The sequence below is a fragment of the Microscilla marina ATCC 23134 genome (genome assembly GCF_000169175.1).
Lineage (GTDB): Bacteria > Bacteroidota > Bacteroidia > Cytophagales > Microscillaceae > Microscilla > Microscilla marina.
The window spans coordinates 1-24,357 of record NZ_AAWS01000073.1; the positions used below are offsets into that span (position 1 = coordinate 1).

Annotated in this window: 23 protein-coding genes, 2 tRNA genes and 1 pseudogene; 14 read left to right on the top strand and 12 right to left on the bottom strand. The window is 41.6% G+C overall.

Annotated elements, in window-relative coordinates:
• Positions 1 to 482: 482 nt before the first annotated feature.
• The 6 genes from M23134_RS34610 to M23134_RS34630 all read right to left on the bottom strand — a co-directional run bounded on the left by M23134_RS34610 (position 483) and on the right by M23134_RS34630 (position 5,806).
• On the bottom strand, positions 483 to 1,136 hold the full coding sequence (locus M23134_RS34610; RefSeq protein ID WP_198145131.1) for a succinylglutamate desuccinylase/aspartoacylase family protein: 654 nt from the start codon (positions 1,134 to 1,136) through the stop codon (positions 483 to 485).
• Complete coding sequence (locus M23134_RS42600; protein ID WP_198145132.1) at positions 1,081 to 1,455, bottom strand: M14 family metallopeptidase; 375 nt, start codon at positions 1,453 to 1,455, stop codon at positions 1,081 to 1,083. Before M23134_RS42600 ends, M23134_RS34610 begins: the two co-directional genes overlap by 56 nt.
• On the bottom strand, positions 1,455 to 2,894 hold the full coding sequence (locus M23134_RS34615) for an ATP-grasp domain-containing protein (protein WP_045114930.1): 1,440 nt from the start codon (positions 2,892 to 2,894) through the stop codon (positions 1,455 to 1,457). Before M23134_RS34615 ends, M23134_RS42600 begins: the two co-directional genes overlap by 1 nt.
• A gap of 231 nt (positions 2,895 to 3,125) precedes the next feature.
• Complete coding sequence (locus M23134_RS34620; protein WP_002705027.1) at positions 3,126 to 4,154, bottom strand: helix-turn-helix transcriptional regulator; 1,029 nt, start codon at positions 4,152 to 4,154, stop codon at positions 3,126 to 3,128.
• 118 nt (positions 4,155 to 4,272) lie between these two features.
• Entirely contained in the window at positions 4,273 to 4,659 is a 387-nt protein-coding gene (locus M23134_RS34625; RefSeq protein WP_157558799.1) for a hypothetical protein, read from the bottom strand.
• A 115-nt stretch (positions 4,660 to 4,774) separates the two neighbouring features.
• Entirely contained in the window at positions 4,775 to 5,806 is a 1,032-nt protein-coding gene (locus tag M23134_RS34630) for a hypothetical protein (RefSeq protein ID WP_002705032.1), read from the bottom strand.
• A gap of 334 nt (positions 5,807 to 6,140) precedes the next feature.
• On the opposite strand from M23134_RS34630, the gene M23134_RS34635 reads away from it, so the two are divergent.
• The 3 genes from M23134_RS34635 to M23134_RS34645 all read left to right on the top strand — a co-directional run bounded on the left by M23134_RS34635 (position 6,141) and on the right by M23134_RS34645 (position 8,039).
• A tRNA-Lys gene (locus tag M23134_RS34635) sits at positions 6,141 to 6,215 on the top strand.
• A gap of 291 nt (positions 6,216 to 6,506) precedes the next feature.
• Positions 6,507 to 6,579: transfer RNA gene (locus M23134_RS34640), tRNA-Gln, on the top strand.
• A 128-nt stretch (positions 6,580 to 6,707) separates the two neighbouring features.
• Positions 6,708 to 8,039, top strand: a complete 1,332-nt coding sequence (locus tag M23134_RS34645) for a hypothetical protein (protein ID WP_045114931.1) — start codon at positions 6,708 to 6,710, stop codon at positions 8,037 to 8,039.
• Between the two features lie 241 nt (positions 8,040 to 8,280).
• Here M23134_RS34645 and M23134_RS34650 read toward each other — a convergent pair whose 3' ends face one another.
• Both M23134_RS34650 and M23134_RS34655 read right to left on the bottom strand, forming a co-directional pair.
• Positions 8,281 to 8,883: a hypothetical protein gene (locus tag M23134_RS34650; protein WP_002705036.1), complete on the bottom strand. Its 603-nt coding sequence runs from the start codon at positions 8,881 to 8,883 to the stop codon at positions 8,281 to 8,283.
• A gap of 365 nt (positions 8,884 to 9,248) precedes the next feature.
• Positions 9,249 to 9,806, bottom strand: a complete 558-nt coding sequence (locus M23134_RS34655; RefSeq protein ID WP_002705037.1) for a hypothetical protein — start codon at positions 9,804 to 9,806, stop codon at positions 9,249 to 9,251.
• 512 nt (positions 9,807 to 10,318) lie between these two features.
• Between M23134_RS34655 and M23134_RS34660 the strand changes: the two genes are divergently transcribed.
• From M23134_RS34660 to M23134_RS34670, 3 genes are all read left to right on the top strand, one after another.
• Entirely contained in the window at positions 10,319 to 10,759 is a 441-nt protein-coding gene (locus M23134_RS34660; protein ID WP_002705038.1) for a hypothetical protein, read from the top strand.
• A gap of 52 nt (positions 10,760 to 10,811) precedes the next feature.
• Complete coding sequence (locus M23134_RS34665; protein ID WP_002705040.1) at positions 10,812 to 12,218, top strand: M20/M25/M40 family metallo-hydrolase; 1,407 nt, start codon at positions 10,812 to 10,814, stop codon at positions 12,216 to 12,218.
• Between the two features lie 176 nt (positions 12,219 to 12,394).
• On the top strand, positions 12,395 to 13,462 hold the full coding sequence (locus M23134_RS34670; RefSeq protein ID WP_045114932.1) for a C1 family peptidase: 1,068 nt from the start codon (positions 12,395 to 12,397) through the stop codon (positions 13,460 to 13,462).
• A 6-nt stretch (positions 13,463 to 13,468) separates the two neighbouring features.
• On the opposite strand, the gene ruvC is transcribed toward M23134_RS34670, so the two are convergent.
• Positions 13,469 to 14,035, bottom strand: a complete 567-nt coding sequence (gene ruvC, locus M23134_RS34675; protein ID WP_002705044.1) for a crossover junction endodeoxyribonuclease RuvC — start codon at positions 14,033 to 14,035, stop codon at positions 13,469 to 13,471.
• Positions 14,036 to 14,253: 218 nt separating this feature from the next.
• On the opposite strand from ruvC, the gene M23134_RS34680 reads away from it, so the two are divergent.
• From M23134_RS34680 to M23134_RS34700, 5 genes are all read left to right on the top strand, one after another.
• A complete protein-coding gene (locus M23134_RS34680) occupies positions 14,254 to 15,399 on the top strand; it encodes a glycosyltransferase family 2 protein (protein WP_002705046.1) in 1,146 nt (381 codons plus the stop codon).
• 194 nt (positions 15,400 to 15,593) lie between these two features.
• Positions 15,594 to 17,081 (top strand): ABC transporter permease, encoded by a 1,488-nt coding sequence (locus tag M23134_RS40690; RefSeq protein WP_002705048.1) that lies wholly within the window; start codon positions 15,594 to 15,596, stop codon positions 17,079 to 17,081.
• Positions 17,082 to 17,083: 2 nt separating this feature from the next.
• Positions 17,084 to 18,322 (top strand): PP2C family protein-serine/threonine phosphatase, encoded by a 1,239-nt coding sequence (locus M23134_RS34690; protein WP_002705049.1) that lies wholly within the window; start codon positions 17,084 to 17,086, stop codon positions 18,320 to 18,322.
• 50 nt (positions 18,323 to 18,372) lie between these two features.
• Positions 18,373 to 19,014 (top strand): polysaccharide deacetylase family protein, encoded by a 642-nt coding sequence (locus M23134_RS34695; protein ID WP_002705050.1) that lies wholly within the window; start codon positions 18,373 to 18,375, stop codon positions 19,012 to 19,014.
• Positions 19,011 to 20,159, top strand: a complete 1,149-nt coding sequence (locus M23134_RS34700; RefSeq protein WP_082226769.1) for a glycosyltransferase family 2 protein — start codon at positions 19,011 to 19,013, stop codon at positions 20,157 to 20,159. The genes M23134_RS34695 and M23134_RS34700 overlap by 4 nt, the downstream gene beginning before the upstream one ends.
• On the opposite strand, the gene M23134_RS34705 is transcribed toward M23134_RS34700, so the two are convergent.
• Entirely contained in the window at positions 20,128 to 20,871 is a 744-nt protein-coding gene (locus M23134_RS34705; RefSeq protein WP_157558801.1) for a hypothetical protein, read from the bottom strand. The two genes, M23134_RS34700 and M23134_RS34705, sit on opposite strands and share 32 nt — an antisense overlap.
• A 96-nt stretch (positions 20,872 to 20,967) precedes the next feature.
• Here M23134_RS34705 and M23134_RS34710 point away from each other — a divergent pair, with 96 nt between their 5' ends.
• The gene (locus tag M23134_RS34710; RefSeq protein ID WP_002705053.1) at positions 20,968 to 21,579 is read left to right on the top strand and encodes an RNA polymerase sigma-70 factor; all 612 of its coding nucleotides are present in this window, start codon (positions 20,968 to 20,970) and stop codon (positions 21,577 to 21,579) included.
• Positions 21,580 to 21,737: 158 nt separating this feature from the next.
• On the opposite strand, the pseudogene tnpA reads toward M23134_RS34710, so the two are convergent.
• Positions 21,738 to 22,109, bottom strand: a pseudogene (gene tnpA / locus M23134_RS34715) (IS200/IS605 family transposase); the annotation flags it as partial.
• A gap of 320 nt (positions 22,110 to 22,429) precedes the next feature.
• Here tnpA and M23134_RS34720 point away from each other — a divergent pair.
• Positions 22,430 to 23,389 (top strand): RNA-guided endonuclease InsQ/TnpB family protein, encoded by a 960-nt coding sequence (locus M23134_RS34720; RefSeq protein ID WP_232296863.1) that lies wholly within the window; start codon positions 22,430 to 22,432, stop codon positions 23,387 to 23,389.
• On the top strand, positions 23,329 to 23,553 hold the full coding sequence (locus M23134_RS42375; RefSeq protein ID WP_075164110.1) for a zinc ribbon domain-containing protein: 225 nt from the start codon (positions 23,329 to 23,331) through the stop codon (positions 23,551 to 23,553). Before M23134_RS34720 ends, M23134_RS42375 begins: the two co-directional genes overlap by 61 nt.
• 59 nt (positions 23,554 to 23,612) lie before the next feature.
• Here M23134_RS42375 and M23134_RS34725 read toward each other — a convergent pair whose 3' ends face one another.
• Positions 23,613 to 24,326, bottom strand: coding sequence for a DUF547 domain-containing protein (locus M23134_RS34725; RefSeq protein ID WP_002705056.1), 714 nt, complete (start codon positions 24,324 to 24,326; stop codon positions 23,613 to 23,615).
• Positions 24,327 to 24,357 lie beyond the last annotated feature (31 nt).

Consider the following 24,357-nt stretch of genomic DNA (forward strand, 5'->3'; position numbering starts at 1 on the left):
AAGTCGTTGCCTGTGTAATATTTGACTACGAAATATCGATTAATACACGATATTTCGTATAAAAAATCATTTTTTTAAAAAAGGCTAAAGCTATAAAGCAAGAAAAAACGAAATTTATTTCATTGACTATCAATGAGTTGAAATTTATTCTCGCCACGTTTTTATTTTTGGTCTTTGGTTTGAATAAATACTAACCAAAGATATTTAATAAGCTTTGTGGTTAGAAAAAAAAAACGAGATGGTGTTGCCATCTCGTTTTTTGCTTTAGAGCAGTTTTCTATTAGTCCGGAGTCAGTAGTCTGTAGACCATAGTGGCTTCGCCTTCATTCGTAATTGAAAATTAGTCTGGAGTTAGTAGTCTGTAGACCATAGTGGCTTTGCCTTCATTCGTAATTCGTAATTGAAAATTAGTCCGGAGTCAGTAGTCTGTAGACTATAGTGGCTTCGCCTTCATTCGTAATTCGTAATTGATCCATTCGTAATTAAAAAGCCTCACGAATTCCCAAGTGCAAAATACGCCCCCCAGTTTGGTTGATAGGGTGCACACTTTTGCCAATCACCACGCCATCTCCAGGGGCAAAGTATTCTTTGGCAACATCGCCAAATATGTTTTTGGTGACGGCTATTTTCTGCCCCTTTTTTATTTCGTCTACAATGTTGGGCAATACCTCAAGCACACCACCTTCGTTGGCATAAATCCAGTAAGAACGCCCACACAATACTGGAGGAGCCGCAGGGGGTACAATCGTTCCTTTTATCATACCCAGGTCAATCATTACATTAAATATGCCCTCTAGTCCTGAGCTAATCATTCCTTTCTGAAAACGGTTAGGATCGCCCAGTTCTGAAGTAATGGCATGAATGCCCATATCGGTAGCGGCACTGCGTAAGGTACCGTCAGCCCCTTGATTGCTGAGTATAATATCGGCGTTTTGCAGGTTCGACATTCTGGAGGCAACTTTGCCCTTCATATTGGCGCGAATATAATAAGAGTTGATGCGCCCAAAACTAGCCGTGTGCAGGTCAATCAAATAATCGAACTGCTGAATTATCCGCTCCATCATTCTATACACATACACCTCACTGGTATTGCCAAACTCGCTGCTCTGGCATAATACGGTTGATGTCTTCGCCATCTATAAAACGGCGTTCCTGATTGAGCAAAGCAGGCACATTAAAGGCAATTACCCCTACAATGGTACCCGTAAGGGTATTGACATCTATTTGCTTGAAAATCTTCTGGATAACCGATATACCATTGAGCTCGTTGCCGTGTACAGCCGCAGTAACGCCCAATACAGGCCCTTCTTTTTTGCCCTTGGCAACCATCACAGGTATGTATATGGGTTGCCCCATACCATTAGACACGAGGTGAACCCGGAACTTTTTGAAGAAACCATCGGGGATGGTGTCCAAATCCAATCTTTTGATAACTTCTATCTGTGTATCTATCATTAGCTTACCATTATTTCGTCAATTAATGCCTGGTCGTTGTTAAGCGAGCGGAAAAGCTTTTGCTTGAGTGCCCCTTTAGTACCTATAAAATTTACTGCCATTTTGTCTACAGCAATGGTGGCAAGTAAGGTTTGGATATACCCTTGAATAAGATCGTCCAGCCCTACCCCCAAACGGTTAAAGTCGCGACGATCCATCAACAACAAACGGTCGGTGTCAGAACTCCATTGGTTTTGGTCAAGCTTTACCGACAGGTTGGTACCCAGTATTTGCCACGAGTTGGCACCCGACTCTAAATGATCGAGCAAAGGCGCGGCTGCTTTACGGGCATAAATTGCCAACGGCTTGAAACCATCTTTGGTACTACGAAGCATCATACGTACATCAGCAGCAAAGCTTTCCCCTTTTTTGTCAGGCATAGTCCCTACATGGTAAAACCTGCCCTCTTGGGTATTTGAGCTCCACCAATAGTTGCCAATCAGACTTTGTATAATAAACTGGTCATACTCATAGTCTTTTGCCATAAAGTTGTCCAGTTCTTGCTGATTGACTATAGTAAAAACCCCTTGCCCGGCATTGGAATAGGGTATTTTAATGACGGCTTGTCCGCCCATTTTTTGTACCCAAAGCGGCACTTCGTTTTTGCTTACATCCCAGATGGTTTCCGGGGTAAAAATCTTGAGGTTGCTTTCGGCAATCTCGGCATTAAAAAACTCATACGCCTTAGAAGCCACCATTTTGTTGCGTCCCCCTGCCAAACAAGCAATGATGGGGTTAAAAATGAAGGTTTTGCTCTTGATGGGTAAACGGTTCCAGGGCTTTTGGGTCAAATACCTAAACACCGCCCGTAGGGGTTTCCAATTGCCCGACTCATCGGCAAATTCCAGTATGCCCGATTCGTTTAACCGGACATTTTGCTCATCTGCCTGGTTATAAAAAGGAATAAAATGAACATTCTCCTGAAACACGCTTGCCATAGCCGCGGCATAGCCTGAAGCTTCCATAGGGTTTTTGTCATAAATTACCGCCAGGTCGCCTTCGGGCAAACGACGGGTTTTGAGCAGTGGCTTGAAGGTTTCACGCATCAATATTTCGTACCCACCCATTTCTAAGTTATCGTCTAGCAAGGGCATAGACTTTTGCCCCGATGGGCAAGAATTGGTTTCTATCACCACCATCTGGCGTTTGCCCTGCTCCGACGTCACGTGGATAAGGTCGGTGCCTGCCCAATAAAAATGCTTGGGTTGGTATTTCATCCACTTCATCAAATCGTCGGGCTTTACCATAGGATTGAGGTGGCAATAGCGTTGCACGATTCGCTCCTGACTTAGGTTTAAGAAAAACGCCACCATTGGGTGAATGGTCGCATTCAACGCCTTTGGGTACCAGTGTTTGCTTGGTTCAAATGCGTCGGGTGAAATTAGAATTGAGTGCTTCATTTTTTATCAAATTTTCGGGGCTAAAAGTCTGATAAAAAAACAGATAAAACTACATAAATATGAAATAAATTTTTGAAAAATATCAAGGGCAAAAACACCAAGGTTAAGGTGTTGATTTGCAGTTGTTTATACGTGTGTTTGTTGGGTGCTTTTTTAGCGTTTTTTGAAGCACATTATTGGGGGCTCAATTTTCTGAAAAAAAAGCAGACTCCATCCTTCTCTAAAGAGCTGCTATTCCTCTGTTTTATTGTCAAGTTGGTCGTACAGGTGCAGGTTATACTTGAGGCGGTTTTCTATGCGTTCGCGTAGGCGTTTGGGCTGTAGCACTATCATAGTTTCGCCAAAACCCAATATTTCGCGCTCCAGTTCGTAGTTGAGTTGCACATTGATCGAAATAGTAATGCCTTCTTCCCCTTTTTCAAGGATTTGCTGGCTATGATGAATGGGTTTGGTAATGACATAAGGCGAGCTGCGTCGGTCTATCTTTAATACCACCTTTTCGGGGCGTTGATTGGCATTTACGGTAACCCCTATCACATTTTTAAAATACTCGCTCAGGTCTACTTCAGTTTCCTGAAATTTTTCGTAAGATTTTTCGATTTCTTGAACCCTGTCCAGGGCAAGCGTGCTAATGTCAGGAAACCCCTGCTTATTGCCCATTACAAACCAACGGTTGCGGTATTCTTTGAGTAAATAAGGAAACAGCACAAAGGTGTTGGCGCGTCGGGCGCGAAAAGATTGGTAAGTAAGCTCGATGGGTTTTTTTTGCAAGATGGCTTCGTAGATCACGTCCAGGTACTCCAGACCACGCAGGTTTTCGTTTTTTTCAAAGTCAATCACCGATTCCTGGTCGGTTTTTGCCGTATGAATCTTGTCTTCCAGCTTTTGCACCATCCCGCTCAATTCTTTGAAGTGAGTAAACCCTTTGAATTGCTTCAAAATCTCTACTACTTCGTTGAGTTTCAGCAGATCTTGGTCGGTGAGCGGAATGTTGGTGATAGAATACTCAGGGTCTTCGTAAGTATAGTATTTGCGGTCTTGCACTATAATAGGGGCATTGTAACCCAGCTTGTCGCTCCGCATCATCTGAATATCCATTTGTACAGTACGTCTGCTCACCCCCTTGTCTATGCCCTCATACTCATACAAAGCCTCCGAGCAAGCTTCTATCAAATCATCCAGCGTCCAGGGACGAAAACGGTTACGCAGGCAATTGTCTATAGTGCGATAACGAATGAGGGCGTTTCTGTTTACGGGCATTGTTATGAAGTTTTTTTAGTTATTAGGCGATGGTGCCAACAAACTTTGGCTATTAGCCTTTCTATGCAGTGGAGTTGAATAAAATGCTCATGAGCAACGCAAGTAAAGCTGAGCCTACCTAAATCAGTCGTTTATCTGCCACATTGTTAAGTACTGCCCCAAAAAGCATAAATGAAAGGACAAATATCAACCCGCGATCTTTGAAGTCAATATCACTGGTAATGACCGACACTTGACTAAACCAAACAATGGCTCCTACCAATAGTATAAACGCGACAGCTACTGCCATCTGTAGCCAAAAAGCCTCTTGTTTGCGTTTGAAGCCTCCCATGCACAATACGGTGTCGTACATGTAGAGCACAAAAGCAAGCGGGATAAACACGGTAAAGCTCATGGTAGTCAGTACTGATATATAAGCATCAAAGCCAATCATTAAAATTAAAGGACTAAAACCCAGTGGTAGCGTGCAAGACGCTACGATCAATATTTTTATTATTCTTTGCATGCGTGATTAGTTTAATGCGCAAGATACAAGATTTGGCGCACAAGGCACAAAAATCTTGCGGGTTAGGGCTTACAATCGCCACAAGCCCCACTTTACAGATGGTCTTTACTCATTTTTACCCATTTACTTCCCCTCTTCCCAGTAGTGCTTCGTCTAGCCGTAGCCGTTGTTGTACTTGTATGTCCGCTGGTTTGTACGAGCCCTTGAGAGTACGATTTTCTATCTTTTTTGCCACACTTTCGGCAAGCACCCCAGCAGAAGTATGGTAGTCGTATAAATAGGCGAGCCCTCCCCAACGATTAAACATCATATAGGGCCCATAATGAGTACCTACCCAATGGTAGCGCACCCAATCGGAATAAAGGGGCACTTGCAAACCAAAAAAATACACGGCGTTTATTTCACCCTCAGTATTCATCGCAATGACCATATACTCTTCGGCTTTGAGGTTGCCTTCTGCCCTCAGGCTTTCGTCTTTGCTCAGATCGTGCCATAAGTCCATCTTACATATATAAAACATTTGGTTGTCGAGCCATACACACTCTTTGATCTCCTGGCAAGCCCAGTGGCACTGCATCCAATGAAAACAATACAGTTTTTCGCCTTTTACCACTTGCCCGCTATAAGATCTATTGCCCAATAGCTCACCCTTTTCGGTGATAGAGTTCCTAAAAAACGACAAGTATTTTTTTTGGTACAGTATACCTTGGGTGTCTTCAGGCAAAGTTTTGTAAGGACGTTCGTAATAGGTTTTTAACCGCTCGTCAATATCAGCAGGAGTTACGTTGAGCTTGGCTTGCCAAGTGTGGGTTTGGGTTTCGTTTTGGTGGCAATAATACCAACCTGCATATAAGTTGACCAGGCGTTGCCAGCGTTGATTTTCTTTAAGGTCGAGCGCCTCCAGCATTGCCAAACTAATGGTTTGTGTTGTATTGGTGGTCAGGCTCCAGGTGACTGGTCCGGTAAGCCCCACCATTTCGTAACCATTGGACATTTGATAGTATACCAAAAACACTTTTTCTTTTTTGCCATTCCAGGGTATTTTCTTGGTCCATACTACTTCACATTGGGTTGGTGCGGCTCCTTGGTGTTCGTTTAGCCAGGTAGTCATTGTTTTCACTGCCCAGTCATTGTCTTTTTTTGCCATTAGTTGTAGTGTAGGTTTAAAAATTAGTTAGTGGTTTCATTTCCAAAAGTGATCATCTGGGCTAAAAAAAGTGTCTCCGAAGGTAAACTTACCTCTTTTACACGCTGACTTTGATAATTTTACTCTAAAACAACGTTTTGCCCCTATTTTATAGGTTTTTTGAAAAATACAAAAATAGTTTTTACTACGCAAAAACATTGCGCAATAGCACTTTTACTTTGTATCAACAACTAATTACAAAGGGTAAAACAATCAGGCTATAAGCGTACTTCCTTCTATTTCTTTTTTGATTTAGTGCGCCTGGTTTCCCGATTGACTTATCCATTTGTCATACGTTGAGGTAGCTCAGTGGTAGAGCTTTCGGCGCTTAACCGAAAGGACGCAGGTTCGAGCCCTGCCCTCAATGCCAACAAAAGGCTATAGGCATGCTTCCTTCTATTTTTTTTCCAAAAAAACTGGTACTCTAGCTTCTAAGTAGTTAAAGTAGGAATTTTGATGAATTTTGTTCTTTTGGCGATCTTGAAAAATAGAGCATAGCCATAGCTACGTGATATTTTTGAAGAGAAGCCAAAGGGCAAAAGTTGCAGAATACCACTTTACATATTTAGTGTCTGGAGTACTAGCATGCCTGCTTTCCTTTTTTATTAACTGACACTGAAAAATAAAATGATTGATTTTGGTCTGTTACTAAAACAACAAAACTGAGGTAGTTCAGTGGTAGAACGTCCGGCGCTGGGCCCGGATGGACGTAGGTTCGAGCCCTACCCTCAGTTCCTAAATCGGGGCTATAAGCGTGCTTCCTTCTACTTTTCCTGAAACGAAACATTTAGCATGCTTGCTTTCCCTGATTTTTCAATACATCAATGGTTGCCTCAGGCATCATAAAAAACAACAATGCACTATGAACTTATATCAATTATACAAAACCATTTTTATGCGCAAGCGCCCCGAAGACGTGGCGGCAATGGTCATGGAACTGATAGGCAATGAACTGACCAAGGCACAACACATTACCCTAAACAAAGCTGCCAAAGGAAGCCTTAAAAACCGCTTTATGCAGTACACCTCTATGATGCAGTCTTTTGCCATGCCGTCTGGTGCCAACCGCCAGGTCAACAAAGCTGCAGAGCTTTTCAGGCTTGACCAAGTGCCCGAAGTAGACGGACACGATCCTGAAGCCATTGAGGGTTTTATTAAAAAACTGTCGCCTCAAATCAATAAAACTTTTGGCAAAAACGATTTTATGCACCACCGCCTGAACCGACTTTCGCGCAAGGCTATAGGGTTAGACATTTCGAAGCGTCGCTACAACAAACTGTTCAGGCACTTGCAAAGAATGGAAACCAAATTGGAGGGGTTGATTGCAGCCTATAAAAAACGAGCATTTCAGCAAGTAGCAAAGCACGGCATTGTACATCGTTTGAGTTACGATATGTTTGCTCAAGACAAATATACGGCTTGTTTTATTGCCTACTACACCGCACGTTGCAATTTGCGCAGCGAATTTACGGTAAATGGGCAAACTCGTCCGTTTGACAAAATATCTCAGATGTTGCTGAAGCTAAGCGAAGACAAGGGTACCCCCAACTACCTGGCAATGGCTTATGTGTATCCAGTGGCGCAAACCCTGGAAAAACTCAGCGACCATGAACGTGGACAGCTGTTGGGCAAATGGACCAGCCTGTTGGAAGAACTGGCGGGTATGCTCAAAAAGCTATGGCACGATAATCAAATCAATAAAGAAACGATGGTGGTAAAACGAGGTAATGACTCGTCTACCTGGAACATTACTGCCGGAGCCTGGAACAAAGCCCGTGATGCCTGGATGAATATGATCTATGCAATGGGGGCAGAGTTTGTACTGGATACCATGTGTTTTGGTAAAGTGATGCGTTTGATAGCGGGCGACTTGGCGGCTTGGCATCGGACGGCAGGCAGTGGGCTGGAGCCAAATACACAGGTATGGCAACGTTTGCCGTTGCCCTGGGAGGTGTTTGAAGGGGAAGCTACTTGCAATAAGTCTACAGTAAAAAGGGCATGCCAACGCGCTGGGCTTGACCCTGAATTGTCGGGTTGGATTGCCCCTCGTACGGTAGGGGTGGCAGAGTTTACGCCTACGCCCGAACTAGTACATGGGGTAAGTGTAGCGAATCCATTTTTGGCTACTTTGCTCAAAAAACAGGGAGTTTTTTCAGGTAAAAAGCTGAAACCATTGAAGACAAATTTAAATTGACCAATGAAAACACTGGCCATAAGGCGCTTAAAATTGAGCACCTTGTGGCTTTTGTATGCTTTAGACAGGGTGAAAAATCAAGCTTTTTGCACCCTAAGTAACAGTTGAAAAATAAAGTGATTCGAGTGGCCACAGTATCCCCACTGTGCGGGATTTACAGTTGGTGGGTGGGGCGATGAATAAAATATTTAGTTGCATAGCTGGCGCTATTAGAAGCCTCTTGTAGGCTAAGTATTACAATTTATTTTTTTGATTTGTATATTTCCAAGTATTCTTTGGCTTCTTGTAACAACTCTTCGGCTTCAGAGTTTTTGATGCTGAACTCTGTTTCTTTTGAGTTATTCACCTCAGACACAAGCTTATCGTTCTGGTAGTAATACGCTTTCTCAATACTTCCTTTTTCTTTATCTTTTGAAGTACTACCATCGTCTTCTATGGTCACTATGGCTAGTTTACCATCTTTAAAATAAAACTCCTCAGTTCTTTTACTTATATTTTCGTGAGGGTAAGTTTTTACTCTTACTACTTGATTGTCAAGCACATAAAACTCAATTTTTGACCACTTTTGCTTTACTTTTTCTCTCAATTCCTTGGTCGAAACCTCGACAGGTTTTATCTCTTTTATTTTTGTCTCAATTTCACTACGCAAGTTATTGTGAGCCGCTACTACTTTTTCTTTGTCTACAGCTGTATCGTTGGTAGTAGTTTCTTCAGTATCTTTTTTACTTGTATCCTTTGCTGTAGTATCTGTTTGGGTTGTGTTTTCTTCTTTTGCTTGCTTGTCTTGGCCACAAGAAAACAACAACCCTGACGCCAATGCGCACATTAAAATCGCTTTTTTCATTTTTTTACTTTTGTATTTTCCTACTCGTATGGCTTTTCGGTTCTGCCCCGTTTGTTTAAAGGTTTCTGGTCTCCTTTGGTTAAAGTATTCACTTTCTGTGGCCGAATATACAACATTATTAATTACGAATTATGAATGAGAGAATTACGAATGGGCGCGAAGCGAGACTAAGAACTACAGGTTTCTATTTTCAAATTTTATAAGTTTTTAAAAATCAATGTGTTATAGGGTGGATGGGATACTTGAAAACCAGCCTAAAGGCTAATAGCTTTAGGCTGTAGAAGCTACTGACTTCGGGCTAAATTACAAATGGTCTTGCCCTGTTCGCAATTGATTTATTCGTAATTCTCTTCCTCATGATTAAACTACTCTCTATACCTGGCCATTTGGGTATCAAATTTTTTGTGGTAAGTGTTTCCTTTATTCCAGGCCAATTTTAGAAAGTTTTCGTTCTGGTCAATTGTAGTCTTGTCAAATACCTGACGGTCTTTGACAATATGAATCGCTTTGCCTTTGTTAAAATAAATAGAAATTTCACCGTAGAGCTTTTTCTTATCGTTGCGCTTTTCATAATAAAAAATTAGTTGACCATCCAAGTCATACAAAAACTCTTCATAATCAAGTGTTTTTTTTACTACTGTTTTTATGGTAATGGTACGGATGGTAGGAGCTGCCTTACCACTGAAACTGTAAAAATAGCGTTCAAACCTTTTGTAATCTCCTTGCTTAGGCAAGCCTTTTCCGGTAGAGTTAAAGTTATATTCGTTGATATAGTACTTCTCTTGAGTAATCTTATCTTTGATATAATAATATAAATCCTGAATGTAACGCACTTTTTTGTTTTGAGCTTGCCCCATGCTTTGAGTGCCCAAAAACAACCCTGCTACCAATCCTAAAAGCAACCTCATTTTTCTCATTTTCATCAATATTTAAACTAATCCTGACTGTTGTTTTGTATCTACCCAGTTTTATAGCCATACTTTCCTAAAAAGATCATAAGTTTACGGGATAAATCTACATCGAGCAATTTTGTTGCTAACAACGAAAAGCTTACGTGTAACTTGCCTTTACGGGGTGAAGGATGATGCAGCTACAAATCTTGTTTTTCTCTGTGTCGGTCATTGCTTATCAATGGTTGAATAGCTTGTTTTATATACAATGCTCCGCAGTGATTTTAGTCAAAGTTGTTTGCTGTTTAACTTTGTTGAGCACCGATATACATCGGTATCTAAGGACTCGCCAGAGGCTCGGTTATCAGTCATTTATGAATTTAAAAACTATTTAATTGGGTGTTTAGGCATACAACCGAAACACTTTTAAAAATAAAGTGAGTACGCAATCTTAATATAAAATACTGGTTTACAGCATTTAACAAGGTGAACATTTACTCGAATCAGCTATGGACTATCGACTAAATACTATGGACTATTGATATATGAAAAAACTCCTTATTCTGATATACTTTATTGCCTTGGGTAGCCCAGGCTTATATGCTCAAAATCCCTATGCCGTTTGGAAAACCCTTAAAGATACACAAATCAAAACTAAATATGATTCTCAAAAAAGATATGAGGTAGACATCCCACTATTTGGCAGCAAAGTAAAAGCCCTCAATGGCAAAAGTATCACCATCAAAGGTTATCTTATACCTATAGAAGCCTACACCAAGCAGGGCTTTTTTATACTATCGGCGTTGCCTTACAACCTTTGTTATTTTTGTGGAGGAGCAGGCCCCGAAACCGTGATGGAGGTAACCAGCCAACAAAAAATTAAATACACTGACAAACCTATAGTGCTCAAAGGCATACTCAAACTCAACGCTACCAACCCCAACCACTTGATGTACCGTTTGCAAAACGCAGTGGTGGTGAGGTAGTGTTTGGTTTTTAACAATTCGTAATTTTCTCACTCGTAATTGAAGTATATATATGAAAAACAATTACTGTAACCATCCAAAAGCAATACTACTACTATTGCTGATGTGGTGGGTGGTGCCAGGGCAGGCACAAAACAATAAAAAGTCTACAAAAGACCAGCAACTCATTCGTAAAATGTATGACTTGTCGCTTACTCAACCCAAGGCCTATGAGTGGCTCGACTTTTTGTGCAACAAAATAGGTGGACGCCTGGCAGGGTCGCCTCAGGCAGCAGCGGCGGTAGAGTTTACCCGGCAAGTCATGGATACTTTAGGCGTTGACCGGGTATTTTTGCAAGACGTAATGGTGCCCCACTGGGTACGTGGCGACAAAGAAATAGGTAAAATTGTAAATTCACAAAAAATAGGCTCACAAGAGGTGCGTGTATGTGCTTTGGGCAACTCTGTAGGTACGGGTGGGCAAGGCATTGCCGCCGAAGTAGTAGAGGTAAAAAACTTTGACGAGCTGCGTAAACTAGGCAAAGGTCTGGTACAAGGTAAAATCGTGTTTTTTAACCGTCCTTTTGACAATACCAAAATTGCTACTTTCAGGGCTTATGGAGGTGCAGTAAATCAGCGAGGCTCTGGAGCCTCAGAAGCTGCCAAACTGGGAGCTATAGGCATGGTAGTACGTTCTATGACTGGTCGAATAGATGACTACCCTCATACTGGCAGTTTGCGTTACCAGCTAAATGTGCCTAAAATACCAGCGGTGGCAATCAGTACCAAAGGTGCCGAATTGTTGAGTAGTTTGCTTAAAGACGATCGCAAGCTTAAGTTTTACTTTCGTACTACTTGCAAAATGCTCAAAGAGAAAAAGTCGTACAATGTGGTGGGCGAGCTCAAAGGCACACAGTACCCTGACGAAATTATTGTAGTGGGTGGCCACTTAGACTCTTGGGACACTGGTGATGGTGCCCACGACGATGGGGCTGGGGTGGTTCAATCTATGGACGTATTACGTTTGATCAAAGCAGCAGGCATCAAGCCCAAAAGAACAATCAGAGCAGTCATGTTCATGAATGAAGAAAACGGGTTGCGTGGTGGGCGCAAATATGCTGAGCTGGCGGCTCAAAATAAAGAAAAACACATTGCTGCACTAGAGTCCGATGCAGGCGGTTTCAGCCCGCGTGCCATTGGAATAAACAATGATTTTAAGAAGTTTGCTAAAGTGCAAAAATGGGCAAAACTTTTTGCCCCTTATGGAGTACAGTTGCGCCAAGGTGGGGGAGGAGCCGATATAGGACCATTGCGTACTCAAGGCGTAACGATTATGGGTTTAAGCCCTGATGGGCAACGTTATTTTGACTACCACCACACCGAAACTGATACCTTTGACAAGGTAAACCCTCGTGAGCTACAATTGGGGGCGGCGGCAATGGCCACCATGGTTTATTTGTTGGCAGAGTATGGTTTATAGAGAATACTCGTCTAATATTTAGCTATGCTTGTCAGGTTTTTGAAATCTGCCAGGTATAAAACTTGAATTCTGAGATAACCCAACCTCGTTTTGCTTTACTCTAAAACTATGTAAGAAGCTGCATCGTTGCAAGTATTATAATGAATAAACTTTCTTGTTCACATAAAAAAACGGCAATGAAATATATCTATACTTTTCTTATACTTTGTATGGCAGGGCAACTTTCGGCACAGCAACTTCCGGGGTTTACCATTGTTAAAAAAAATGATGCTACCTCTATCAAAAACCAAAGCAGATCGGGTACCTGCTGGAGTTTTGCCGCAGTATCTTTTATCGAGAGTGAATTGTTGCGTCAGGGGAAACGACCCCTCGACTTGTCTGAAATGTATATTGCCCGTATGATTTATCAACAAAAAGCCACCATGTATGTACGTATGATGGGGCACTCATTTTTTACAGCAGGTGGGCAACCCCACGATGTAATGAATGCTATACGTGATTTTGGTATTGTACCCGAAAGTGTGTATTCGGGCAGAATACACGGCGAGCAGTATCACAACCACGCTAGGTTAGACACTGCCGCAAAAAAATTTGTAGTAAGTATCAGTAAGAAAAAGGGGCGTCAACTTCCGGTAAACTGGCAGGCAGATTTTTCGGCAATATTAGATGCTCAACTGGGCAATGTACCCCAAACATTTGCCTACCAAGGCAAAAGATATACTCCTCAGAGCTACGCCAAAACCCAGGTAGGTTTAAATACCAACGACTATATAACCCTCACTTCTTATAACCATCACCCTTTTTACCAGCCTTTTTGTCTTGAGTCGCGTTACAACTGGTCGTTTGGTTTATACCATAATGTGCCACTCAACGAGTTTATGCAAACGATTGACTATGCCCTGGAGCAGGGGTATACATTGGTATGGAACGGCGATGTTACCGAAAAAACATTCAAGTTTCGTTCATCGCTGGCAACTATTCCGGGCAATCAAAACATTGACCAGCAAATGCGGCAAGCCAGCTTCGACAACCACGCCACTACCGTAGACCACGTGATGCACATTGTAGGCATTGCCCAAAAAGGCAAAGAGAAATACTACATTGTGAAAAATTCGTGGGGCACCCACAACCAGTGTGGAGGCTATATGTATTTGTCAGAGGGTTTTATCAAACTCAAAACAGTATCGTTGATGTTGCACAAAGAGGCGTTGCTTAAAATTCTCAAGAAGAAATTAAAGTTTTAGCTTGGCTTATTTCTTGGCAATCCTGTTGGGGTTGTCTTTCAGAAAACTTCCCCAGCTTTTTGCTTTGTTCATACCACCAAGTTTACCTTGAAAGTAATGGCAGAGCGCCACACCTAAGGCATCGGAGGCATCCAATGTGTCATTTTCGTGAAAAGTAAAGTTCAGTTGTTTTTCCAACATTCTTGCTACTTGTTCTTTGGAGGCATTGCCACTACCCGTGACCGATTGTTTTACTTTGCGAGGGGCGTACTCGGCTATAGGTATTTGTCGTACCAAAGCTGCTGACATGGCCACCCCCTGTGCCCTGCCAAGTTTGAGCGCGGCCTGCACGTTTTTGCCCATAAATGGCGCTTCCAGTGCCATTTCGTCGGGGAGGTACTCCTCTACCAACTGGCTTACCCTTTCAAATATTTTTTTGAGTTTTAGTGCGTGATTGCTGTATTTTGCCAAATGAATTACTCCGTATTGTACGACACTTACTTTTTTGCCTTTGACCAGGATCAATCCGTAGCCCATCAATTGAGTACCAGGATCGATGCCTATGATAATTTTTTCGCCTTCTTTTTTTTCCATAAGTATTGATTTGCTCACTAAGAAACCAACGTTTTGCCTGAATTTTAGCCGAGCAAGTCAAGTACTTATTAGCTAAAACTTGTATCTTGCTACTCAACTGTATTTGCGAATAAAAAACATTGAATTTTAAATGACCTTGGAGCACACTTTTGGTGTGGCAATCTCTTTTTACTTTATTCGATTTTTACACCTCTGGCAACCCCTAAAGTATTGATTCCTTGGAGATTATTATTACTGTAATTCTTACAATTTATGCTTTTTTTGCGGCATATTTGACTTTTGGTTGGATAAAAATTCCTTTTTTTCGTATCCAGGCAAACCCTATGAGTTTTCACGAAACATCTTGCGTGTTGTCGGTGGTGATAGTGGTACGCAACGAAGCCGAAAACATCCTGGCTTTGTTGCAGGATTTGAGTGCCCAAACCTTGACCAAAGACTTGTTTGAGGTAATCATAGTAAACGATCACTCTACCGACCAGACCGTGGCCTTGGTAGAAGCGTATGCTGGGCAAGCAGATTTTCGCCTTCAGTTGTTGCATTTGCACCAAAATGAAGTAGAAGCGTCTCCCAAAAAAGCGGGTATTCATAAGGCAATTCAGGCAGCACAGGGTACCTATGTGGTTACTACCGATGGTGACTGTAGAGTATTGCCTGGGTGGTTGCAAGTGTACTATACGTTTTATCAACAATATGCCGCACAACTCGTCAGTGGGGCGGTTACCTTTGCTCCAGCCAACCATTTGTTTGCCCAAGTACAAGTAGTAGAGTTTGCCAGTTTGATAGGCTCTGGAGCGGCTTCGCTACAGCTGGGTAACCCCAATATGTGCAATGGAGCAAACCTTTCATACAGTAAAGCTGCTTTTGAGGCAGTAGGTGGTTTTGCTGGTACCGAACACCTGGCCTCAGGTGATGATGAATTTTTGATGCACAAAATTGCCCAAAAGTATCCCCAAGGTATCTATTTTGTCAAACACCCCCAAAGTATCGTCAGTACACGCCCGGTACCTACCTTAAACAAATTTTTTCATCAGCGTAAAAGGTGGGCGAGTAAATGGAGCTTTTACAAGGATTATAAAGTCAAAATGCTCGCTTTTTTTATCTTTCTTTGTAATTTTGGTTTATTGTTCGCTTTTTTGGCGTACCTTTTTGGAGGATATTCTGCAAATGCGTTTTTGACACAAATAAGCATCAAATGCATAGTTGAATTTATCTTTTTAAGTTTAGTGCTAAACTATCTCAAAAAAAGAAAGTTTATTTGGTGGATACCTATAGTTCAAGCCATTTATCCTTTATATGTTGTTTTTTTTGGCTTATTGGCTCAACACAAGGGAGCTTATGACTGGAAAGGAAGAAAATTGAGTTAGCAAAACGCGAAAAAGAAAGAGTTTGAATAAAACAAAATACCTGTTTGATGGAGTAGGCTATTTTTGTAGTTTTACTTAGAATAAAGCACCACGAGTAGTACACAAAACTTACTATTCAACCATTACCAGATAAGATTGCCTCAGTTATTTTACATTGTATATTACTACTAAAAAAGGCAATCGTTTGCATTGTTATGGCAAAAAAGAATACAGAAAATAAAAGAAACAAAAAGACCAAAAAGTTGAAAAACCTGATACTATCAGGTAAAAAACAACAGCAGTTAAAGACACCTTACTATTACGTCAAAAAACGACTCTTTGCCAATATTCCGGCAGTGTTTGGAATGATTGTAATTTGTATAGCAGTGGTCATTGCGTTGTTGGGGTATTCTATTATGCCAGACAACACACCCAACGCCAACGACAGGGTAGACCAGATCAAACAACAACCCCCAGGTTTTAGAGCCCGCATGCTCAAAATCAGAAAAGACCGCGCAGTAAAACAGCACAATTTTTTTTATAAACTACTCTTTGGGCAAGAAAGCGATTATCGCATTATACCCCTTGCTGATACTTCGTATCAGTTGTTGCCACCTCAAATAAAAGCATTAGAGGCAAAGTTGCCTGCCAACTTGATAGACAGTTTGAAGAACAAACCCAAAATAATCTCTTTTTTGCGCCCCAAGGCTGATTTTGACAATATGTTAAGAAAAATCATAGGCGATCAAAACACCGACAAATACTTGGGTACCATTATCAAACAAGCCAATCAGGTGTTGCCCTATCAGATAGATGGTGTAAGTTTAACTTACCTAGAGTTTGGAGGTATTAAATCATCAACGATACAGTTAGTAGATGTTGTGCATAGTATTTCTACAGCCAAAGATATCAAAGTAAGTGGTAACCGGGTGACTTATTATGATCTAAAAGACCGGGCAAGAATGACTACAGCGGAAGAGTTAAAACAAAACTTTGTCAAGCATAACCTAGAGTATCGCACCTTTATTTTGGGTACCGATCATACCGGGCGCGACATGCTCAGTCGTTTGTTGTTTGGGGTGCGTATTTCGTTGGGTATAGGCTTGGTATCAGTAGCTATCTCATTGATGGTAGGGCTCACATTAGGTTCGCTGGCTGGTTTTTTTGGAGGGATGGTTGACAGTGTCATCATGTGGTTTATGACCGTAGTATGGTCTATTCCGGGCATTATGTTGGTAATAGCCATTAGCCTTGCCTTGCAAAGTCGTGGGGTGTGGGTGGCCTTTGTAGCTGTAGGGCTCACTACCTGGGTAGAAATAGCCCGTGTGGTAAGAGGGCAAATATTATCTGTAAAAGAAAAATTATATATAGAAGCAGCCCGTGCTTTGGGAATGCGTAGCTTGCGTATTATACGGGTACACATCTGGCCAAATATCATTGGACCTTTGATCGTAATTATTACTTCTAATTTTGCTTCAGCAATACTAATAGAAGCTGGTTTGAGTTTTTTAGGTTTAGGGGTAGCGCCTCCTATGCCTTCGTGGGGAATTATGGTGGCCGATGGTTTCAGGCTTATGACTACGCCCGGTGGTTTTTATCTGGTGTTTTTCCCAAGCTTTTGTATCAGCCTAATGGTGTTGGCGTTTAATTTGTTTGGTAATGGACTACGTGACGCTTTCGACCCTAAAACGATAACTCGGTGAGTATGTATCAGAAGAAATTTCATTTGATTGAACTAGAGCTTAACTCGATTCTTGAGATTACTCAAGTAATTAATAACAATGCTCCGGAAGACTCTTTGTACAAAATGTACAAATTTACACTTCAGGGTAATTTACAAGTAGAAAAGCTTGCCCTCTATGTTTTTGAAGATGATGACAACAAGTGGCAGTGCAAGGTAGACTTTGGTACCAATCTCGATTTTTCTAACATAGACCTGGAAGCGGAAGCCCTTTCCGACATTCGTGACATTTCTCCGGTAGACCATGTAGACTTTTCTACCGAATCTTTTAATGAGTTTGATGTAATTATTCCGGTTTTTCATAAAGACAAGGTGCTTGCCTATGTGTTTCTTGATTCTAATGAAAGCGATTCAGAGCTAAATGATGTAGATACCCGCTTTGTGCAAACCTTGAGTAATATCATCATTGTGGCCATTGAAAATAAGAAGTTGGTGCGTAAGCAAATCAGACAGGAAACCTTTAAAAAAGAACTTGATATTGCCAAACAAGTGCAATCTATGCTTTTTCCTAAGTCGTTGCCCAAAACCAAATCTCTGCAGATTGAGGCTACCTATTTTCCTCACCATATAGTAGGGGGTGACTATTACGATTACATTCCAGTGTCAGACGAAGAGTTTGTACTGTGTATTGCCGACGTATCGGGCAAGGGAGTGCCAGCAGCCCTGCTAATGTCTAACTTCCAGGCATCGTTGCGTACCCTTACCCGCCAAACGACTGATTTAAACGAAATCATTAGTGAGTTGAATAGCCTGATCTGGCAAAATGCCCAAGGTGATCATTTCATTACCTTTTTTATAGGGCTATACAATACAACTACCCGCCAGTTTAACTACATCAATGCGGGACACAATCCTGCGTTTTTGTTGTATAACAATGAAGCCCACCAACTACACAGCGGCACTACTATTTTAGGTATTTTTGATCCACTGCCTTTCATCAACCAAAAAAGTGTAGACAATATAGACGAGTTTCTGTTGTTTAGTTATACCGATGGTATTACAGAAACCTCTAACCCTGAAGGCGAAGAATATGGCATTGAACGTTTGATGGAGTTTATCACCAAAAACCGTGATATGGATGTAACTAAACTACACAATCAACTGATTCGAGAGATTCAGATGTTTAAACAAGAAAACCAGTACAGTGACGACATTACCATGTTATCTTGTCGCTATACCCAAGAAGAAGATGATGAAGGCTAAACTTTGTGGAAGGTAAGCTCTTCTTACAAAGGATGATTTAATACAATAATATGCGTTTTTTTAAAACTGCCTGGTGGGTACGCCAAATGTTTCCTCAGTATACCTGGAAAATAGACACTCAACAACCCACTATTTACCTCACCTTCGACGATGGACCTATTCCAGAGGTAACCGAATATGTGCTGGATCAACTCAAGCAATACCAGGCAAAAGCCACGTTCTTTTGCGTGGGCGACAATGTTCGAAAACACCCCGATATTTATCAACAAGTGGTTGTCCACGGACACCGCACAGGTAACCATACTTACCACCATCTCAACGGATGGAAGACCGAAGACGAGGAATACTTGACCAATATAGAGCAGTGTTATCAAATTATGAATGCTGCCAGCCATTCGCCCCATAAACCCTTATTTCGCCCACCTTATGGTAAAGTAAAGCGTAGCCAAATGAAGTCCCTTGTTACCCGTTATCAGGTCATTATGTGGGATGTGCTCACCTATGACTTTGACTCCACCCTTGAGCCTGAGGTGTGTTTGCAAAAAGCGATAGGCTATACCACTCCTGGTTCTATTGTGGTTTTTCACGACAGTGTAAAGTCTATTGACAAACTACGGTATGTGCTGCCTCGCTACTTGGCACACTTTGCCGAACAAGGCTTTGGTTTTGAGGCGATTGGAGATGAAACATGATGGCTGTAAATATTGAAATAATAAAAACCCCACCTACCATCGTTTACCTACTCATTCCCTTAGTTATTTACCTCTTGTTCCAGGCTGGTCTGTTGGTGGGGTTGCTTGGGCACAAAGACTTGTTTAAGGTAACAGAGAGCAAACCCACGTCTCAAGTGACCATTATGATAGCTGCCCGCAACGAAGCCACCAATATCTTGCGTTGCCTGCAGGCATTACAAGCGCTTGATTATCCCAAAAGTCAGTTACAAATACTTATTGGCAACGACCACTCTACTGATGCTACCGCCCAAATCATCCAAGACTTTATTGCCGACAAACCCCACTTCCAATTGATAAACATCGAGCAAAACTTGGGCAAGGCAAAGGGCAAAGCAAATGTGTTGGCACATTTGGCGCAAGTAGCCCAAGGCGAATGGTGGTTGGTGACCGATGCTGACATTGTGGTGCCTGAGGGTTGGGTACAGGCAATGTTAGCGGCTTTGCAAAGCAAGGTTTCGGGTAAGCAAGTAGGCATTGTGACTGGGTTTACGCTGGTGCAGGGCAAACGCTTGTTTGATAAGTTTCAGGCCATAGACTGGGCTTATTCGCTGGGATTGATCAAGGTTTGGAGCAATTGGGGCATTCCAGTCACGGCCATGGGCAACAATATGGGAATATGCCCGGCAGCTTATCGCAAAACAGGGGGCTACGAACAAATTCCTTTTTCTATTACCGAAGATTTTGCCTTGTTTCAGGCAGTTGTAGCGCAAGGCTATGCTTTCAAAAATATGATTCATCCTGATATGACCGCCTTGTCTGAGCCAGTGTCTACTGTCAGCGCCTGGCTGCATCAACGCAAGCGTTGGATGTCGGGCGCTTTGCAAGCGCCTTGGTTTTTATCCTTATTTTTTGGTTTGCATAGTAGTTTTTGGCTCCTTTTATTGGGTTTAGGTTGGTTTTCGCCCTTTTGGGCCATGGGTTTGGCAGGAGTTAAGTTGTTGATTCAGTGTGGGTTTATTACTATTACATTACAACGGGCAAAACAAACTCATCTGGTTGTTTATCTGGCATTGTTTGAAGTATACCATGTGACATTTACCTGGCTCATGGCAGTGTTTTACTTTTTACCTGTCAAGGTATGGTGGAAGGGGAGAAAATATTAGTCTTTGTTTTGTTGCTGATGCAATTCCCTGAGTTTGCCAGCATTCGATTGCCACACCCCCGGTTTTGCTTGCTGGAGCCATCAGATACCCCTACTTTCATTGTTTTGCCAAAAACAAATTCATTGCGCATTTTTCTTAGGTTGTGAGCACCCGCCGCAATGTCAAAGTGGGCATCTATCATGTAGTAGTTGGTTTTATGTTTCAACGACTTGGCGTTCCAGTGATTGGTGTACTTGATTTTGACCCGGTTCTCCGAATAAATCGTGACCGTAGTTTGGTGTCGGCTTTGATCACAAACAGCCAGTGCTGCATCTACTATAGCCACCTGTGGGGCTTGTGTCTCAAAAAAGCGAAGCCAGTGAGACCGTTGCCCAGAGGCTTGATTGGCTTGAGCAAACATTTTCTCAATAAAAGCCTCCTTACTCTGCAGAGAAGCGTATGTTTCATCTTGTGTATAGCATTGAACCCCAACAGTATAAATAACTCCAGTTTTTTCCTTCACCTTAAGTGTGGCTTCATAGCCGGTTTTCCATAGCTCTATTGTCCAATCAGTCACAGTGATGCCCTGTTGAGCAAGCAACTGAACAAGTGCTTCTATGCGAAGTATTTTATTCTTTTGGGCATTTACTATGGAGTGTACTATAGATTGGGCTGAACTATGCATATATAAGCAACAGAGTAAAATAAAAGTAAGGTACGGTGAGTATTTCATTTTTTTACAAGTAGTTTGTTTCCTTCTTTGCAGCCAAATATTTAACTTACGCATTCCCTGCTTTTTTGATAATCAATCACTTGGTAAGTTTAACTAATGCATAAAAACGAATATAGTAAGTATACTGATGCACAAATTGTAGAGAAAATTAGCGCACACAACCAATCCGTTTTTGAATATGTGTTTAAACGCTACTATCAGGAGCTTTGCAACTTCGCCTTTATGTACCTTAAGGTAGAGCAATCATCGGAAGAAGTAGTACAAGAAACCTTCATTAATATTTGGGAAAAACGCCAAAAACTCAAAATACAATCTTCAATCAAAGCTTACCTTTATACATCAGTCAAAAACCGTTCAATCAACTACCTGAAAAGCAAAGCTACCCAAGTTTCACAAAAATCACATTCTACCTCATCCGAAGAGCACCCCATTCATATTGCCGAGAATGCCACTGTAGAAGAAGCCATGCACAATGCCGAACTTCAGCACGTGCTATCTCAGGCAATAGCAGCCTTACCCAAGCGATGCAGCGAGATTTTTACCTTGACCCGCATCGAGGGCTTGAGCTATCAACAAGTGGCAGATCAACTAGGTATTTCCAAAAAGACCGTAGAAGCCCAAATGGGCATTGCCTTCAAAAAACTGCGCATTTTTATCAAACAACATTGGGAACTAATGATTGTGTGGGCATTGGTGTGGTATATCTAAATCATGAACCGCAAGTGAAACGTGTAGCGTAAGGCTATAACTAACAGCGAAATGTAAATAGTTAGCAACTTATATATGTCTTTTACGATAAATATTATTTGAAAGCCCACTGTCTTTAGTATTGGGATGAAAAATAGTTGCCGAATGGCAAATGATGTTCAATCCTTTTTTTGGTTTTCAATATATTTTTTGATGGTTTTTTCTGAAATATGCCCTACCGATTCCACATAATATGATCTAGTCCAAAGTGTTGGAAGTCTACTTTTTAGTTGGGGAAATTCTTGCCTCAAATGGCGACTGGTGTAGCCCTTAAGTTGCCCAATAATGAAATGAGGAGCATCTACAGGCTTCGCTTTGATGAAAAGATTCACCTGGTCTGTGATAATCTCCATGGTTTGAATTTCAATGCCTAAATCTTTAGCCTTTGAAAGCAAAAGTTCTTTGAGCCTTTTTTGTATTTCCTGAGTCAGGACTTTCCTGCGATATTTTGGACACCAAATGATATGATAGCCAAGTTTGTAGACACTAGTGCATTAGGTACTAAGTTACTCACATATTATTTGACAACTTTTGCCCCCTGACTTCCTCGTAAAAAAGTTAGATAGCTAAGGTTCCGATATGCATCGGAATTCAGAAAGCGAACTATCCGCCATTTTCACGACTCGTCAGAAAACAAAACCGAGCTTTTCGCGAGCTCAACGAAGTTAATTCATCCAAATTAATAGGCAACTTATTTAATCCCTAATGCACTAGTTTTAGAGCTTTTCCAGCGTTTTTCCAGAGCTTAACTATAGTATTTAATTGCCATATAAATAACATGTTTTCCGTATATTGCAGTATGCTCCAAGTAGTGAAGACATACAAATACAAGCTCCGAAATTTGTCTGCTACCCAAACTCAAAAACTGAGTAGCTGGGTAGGTGCTTGTCGGTTTGTCTACAACCTTGCTTTAGAGACAAAACAATACGCCTACAAAGCATATGGCGTTAACTTGTCTCGCTTTGATTTGGATAAGGAGCTCAAAACCCTCAAGGATGTTGAATGGATCAAAGATGTTCCATCACAGAGTCTTCAGGATGTGCTCCAAAGGCTTGAGAAAGCCTATCAATCTTTCTTTAAGGGTGGTGGCTTTCCCAAATGGGCGAAAAAAGGCAAATACAATTCTATCACTCTAAAGTCAGTCACCCGTGACAACTGTGGGGCAGGTCGTTTTGTTCTTCCAAAACTAGGCGAGGTCAAAACCTTCTACTCACGAGAAATCCCCAAAGAAGCCAAACTTAAGCGAGCAACCATCATCAAAGAATCGGATGGTTTCTATATTTCTATTATGTTCTCAACGACCACCCAACCACTTCCGAGCAATAACCAAACTGTGGGATTGGATTGGGGGATAGAACATTTTCTAACAACCTCAGATGGCGAACACATTGCCAATCCGCGCCTTTTTCAGCACTACCAAAAAAAGCTCAGGATTGAACAACGAAGCCTTTCCCGCAAAAAGAAAGGAGGGAGCAACTTCAAGAAGCAAGCCCGAAAACTTGTCAAACTTCAGGCTAAAATTGCCCGTATTCGCAACGATTTTCAACACAAAGTCAGCAAAAGCTTAATTCTCAAATATGGCTCTATTGCGGTTGAAAACCTCAAAGTTCGTAATATGACTGGTAGCGCCAAAGGAACCACTGAAGCACTTGGAAAGAATGTCAAAGCCAAATCAGGTCTAATCGCTCTATTCTGGACACGGCGCCTTCTATGTTTTTGGATAAGCTGGAGTACAAATCGAAATGGCACGAACGAACTTTTGTCAAGGTAAACCCAAAGCGTACTTCCCAGGTATGCTCTGAATGTGGGCACAAAGACAAAGAAAGCAGGAAAACACAAGCCAAATTTGTGTGTACATCTTGTGGTACAAAACTAAACGCAGACATCAATGCTGCAAAAAATATTGAGGCAAGGGCTTTTGCCTCCATCCGTTAACGTGAACTATTGGGTTGTGCGTTGGGTGAGAATCCTCTCTACTTTAGCTTGGGGAGTAGTCAATCCCTGAAATTATCTAATACTACCGTCCAGTCGTAAGGGCGAAATACCAAGCGTGGGTGGGTGTCTGTTGGAATAATATTGTATTGTTGTAGCATGCGAATGATGCCGCTTTTTCCGCCAAAATCTCCTCGAAACCATTGCATTAATTTAGCAATTTCTACCATATTCTTACGAGCATGATAAATACTCTCATTTTCGAGATAAGCAGCCGTAGCCAGGTCTAATTCCTCTTCAATTTTTTCGTCTGAGTAAAAGGCAATAGGAGGACAGCTTTTGGCGCCACAGTTGAGAGCAAAATGAATGCGATAATCTACTTTATCTACTCGTAGTCGTTTTTCTGTTTTATCCACAAACAACTTATTGAAATATCCCAGGCTATACTTAAATTTAGAGCGGCGTAAAATGCCGTGCTCTATCAAGTCAAAACTCATGACTTGCCCCGCAATAGGGAGGCATTTTTTTGTGAAGAAATTGGAAGGCTTGTGGTCAGGCGTTTTATAAAACTCCAGTTGAATAAAAGCATTATAGATATTAATCCAGAAGCTGAGTCGTTTTGCCTCAGAATCCAATAACTCTACCAAGTTGTCAACTGTGAGCTGTTGCAGTGCTATGAGATAGCTCTCGTATGGCTTTTGGGTTTTGATGGCATACAATAGGTCTTGCGCCAGTTGGGTAGGGAGAGTATTGGTTAGCTTGGCTTGTTCTTCCATAAAGCATATTTTCTTTAACCAACTATTAAAA

Bases quoted from the DNA above. Each gene is read 5' to 3' on its own strand.
- M23134_RS34610 (WP_198145131.1), bottom strand. From the start codon at position 1,136: ATGGCGAAGACATCAACCGTATTATGCCAGAGCAGCGAGTTTGGCAAT.
- M23134_RS42600 (WP_198145132.1), bottom strand. From the start codon at position 1,455: ATGATAGATACACAGATAGAAGTTATCAAAAGATTGGATTTGGACACC.
- M23134_RS34615 (WP_045114930.1), bottom strand. From the start codon at position 2,894: ATGAAGCACTCAATTCTAATTTCACCCGACGCATTTGAACCAAGCAAA.
- M23134_RS34620 (WP_002705027.1), bottom strand. From the start codon at position 4,154: ATGCCCGTAAACAGAAACGCCCTCATTCGTTATCGCACTATAGACAAT.
- M23134_RS34625 (WP_157558799.1), bottom strand. From the start codon at position 4,659: ATGCAAAGAATAATAAAAATATTGATCGTAGCGTCTTGCACGCTACCA.
- M23134_RS34630 (WP_002705032.1), bottom strand. From the start codon at position 5,806: ATGGCAAAAAAAGACAATGACTGGGCAGTGAAAACAATGACTACCTGG.
- M23134_RS34645 (WP_045114931.1), top strand. From the start codon at position 6,708: ATGAACTTATATCAATTATACAAAACCATTTTTATGCGCAAGCGCCCC.
- M23134_RS34650 (WP_002705036.1), bottom strand. From the start codon at position 8,883: ATGAAAAAAGCGATTTTAATGTGCGCATTGGCGTCAGGGTTGTTGTTT.
- M23134_RS34655 (WP_002705037.1), bottom strand. From the start codon at position 9,806: ATGAAAATGAGAAAAATGAGGTTGCTTTTAGGATTGGTAGCAGGGTTG.
- M23134_RS34660 (WP_002705038.1), top strand. From the start codon at position 10,319: ATGAAAAAACTCCTTATTCTGATATACTTTATTGCCTTGGGTAGCCCA.
- M23134_RS34665 (WP_002705040.1), top strand. From the start codon at position 10,812: ATGAAAAACAATTACTGTAACCATCCAAAAGCAATACTACTACTATTG.
- M23134_RS34670 (WP_045114932.1), top strand. From the start codon at position 12,395: ATGAAATATATCTATACTTTTCTTATACTTTGTATGGCAGGGCAACTT.
- ruvC (WP_002705044.1), bottom strand. From the start codon at position 14,035: ATGGAAAAAAAAGAAGGCGAAAAAATTATCATAGGCATCGATCCTGGT.
- M23134_RS40690 (WP_002705048.1), top strand. From the start codon at position 15,594: ATGGCAAAAAAGAATACAGAAAATAAAAGAAACAAAAAGACCAAAAAG.
- M23134_RS34690 (WP_002705049.1), top strand. From the start codon at position 17,084: ATGTATCAGAAGAAATTTCATTTGATTGAACTAGAGCTTAACTCGATT.
- M23134_RS34695 (WP_002705050.1), top strand. From the start codon at position 18,373: ATGCGTTTTTTTAAAACTGCCTGGTGGGTACGCCAAATGTTTCCTCAG.
- M23134_RS34700 (WP_082226769.1), top strand. From the start codon at position 19,011: ATGATGGCTGTAAATATTGAAATAATAAAAACCCCACCTACCATCGTT.
- M23134_RS34705 (WP_157558801.1), bottom strand. From the start codon at position 20,871: ATGAAATACTCACCGTACCTTACTTTTATTTTACTCTGTTGCTTATAT.
- M23134_RS34710 (WP_002705053.1), top strand. From the start codon at position 20,968: ATGCATAAAAACGAATATAGTAAGTATACTGATGCACAAATTGTAGAG.
- M23134_RS42375 (WP_075164110.1), top strand. From the start codon at position 23,329: ATGTTTTTGGATAAGCTGGAGTACAAATCGAAATGGCACGAACGAACT.
- M23134_RS34725 (WP_002705056.1), bottom strand. From the start codon at position 24,326: ATGGAAGAACAAGCCAAGCTAACCAATACTCTCCCTACCCAACTGGCG.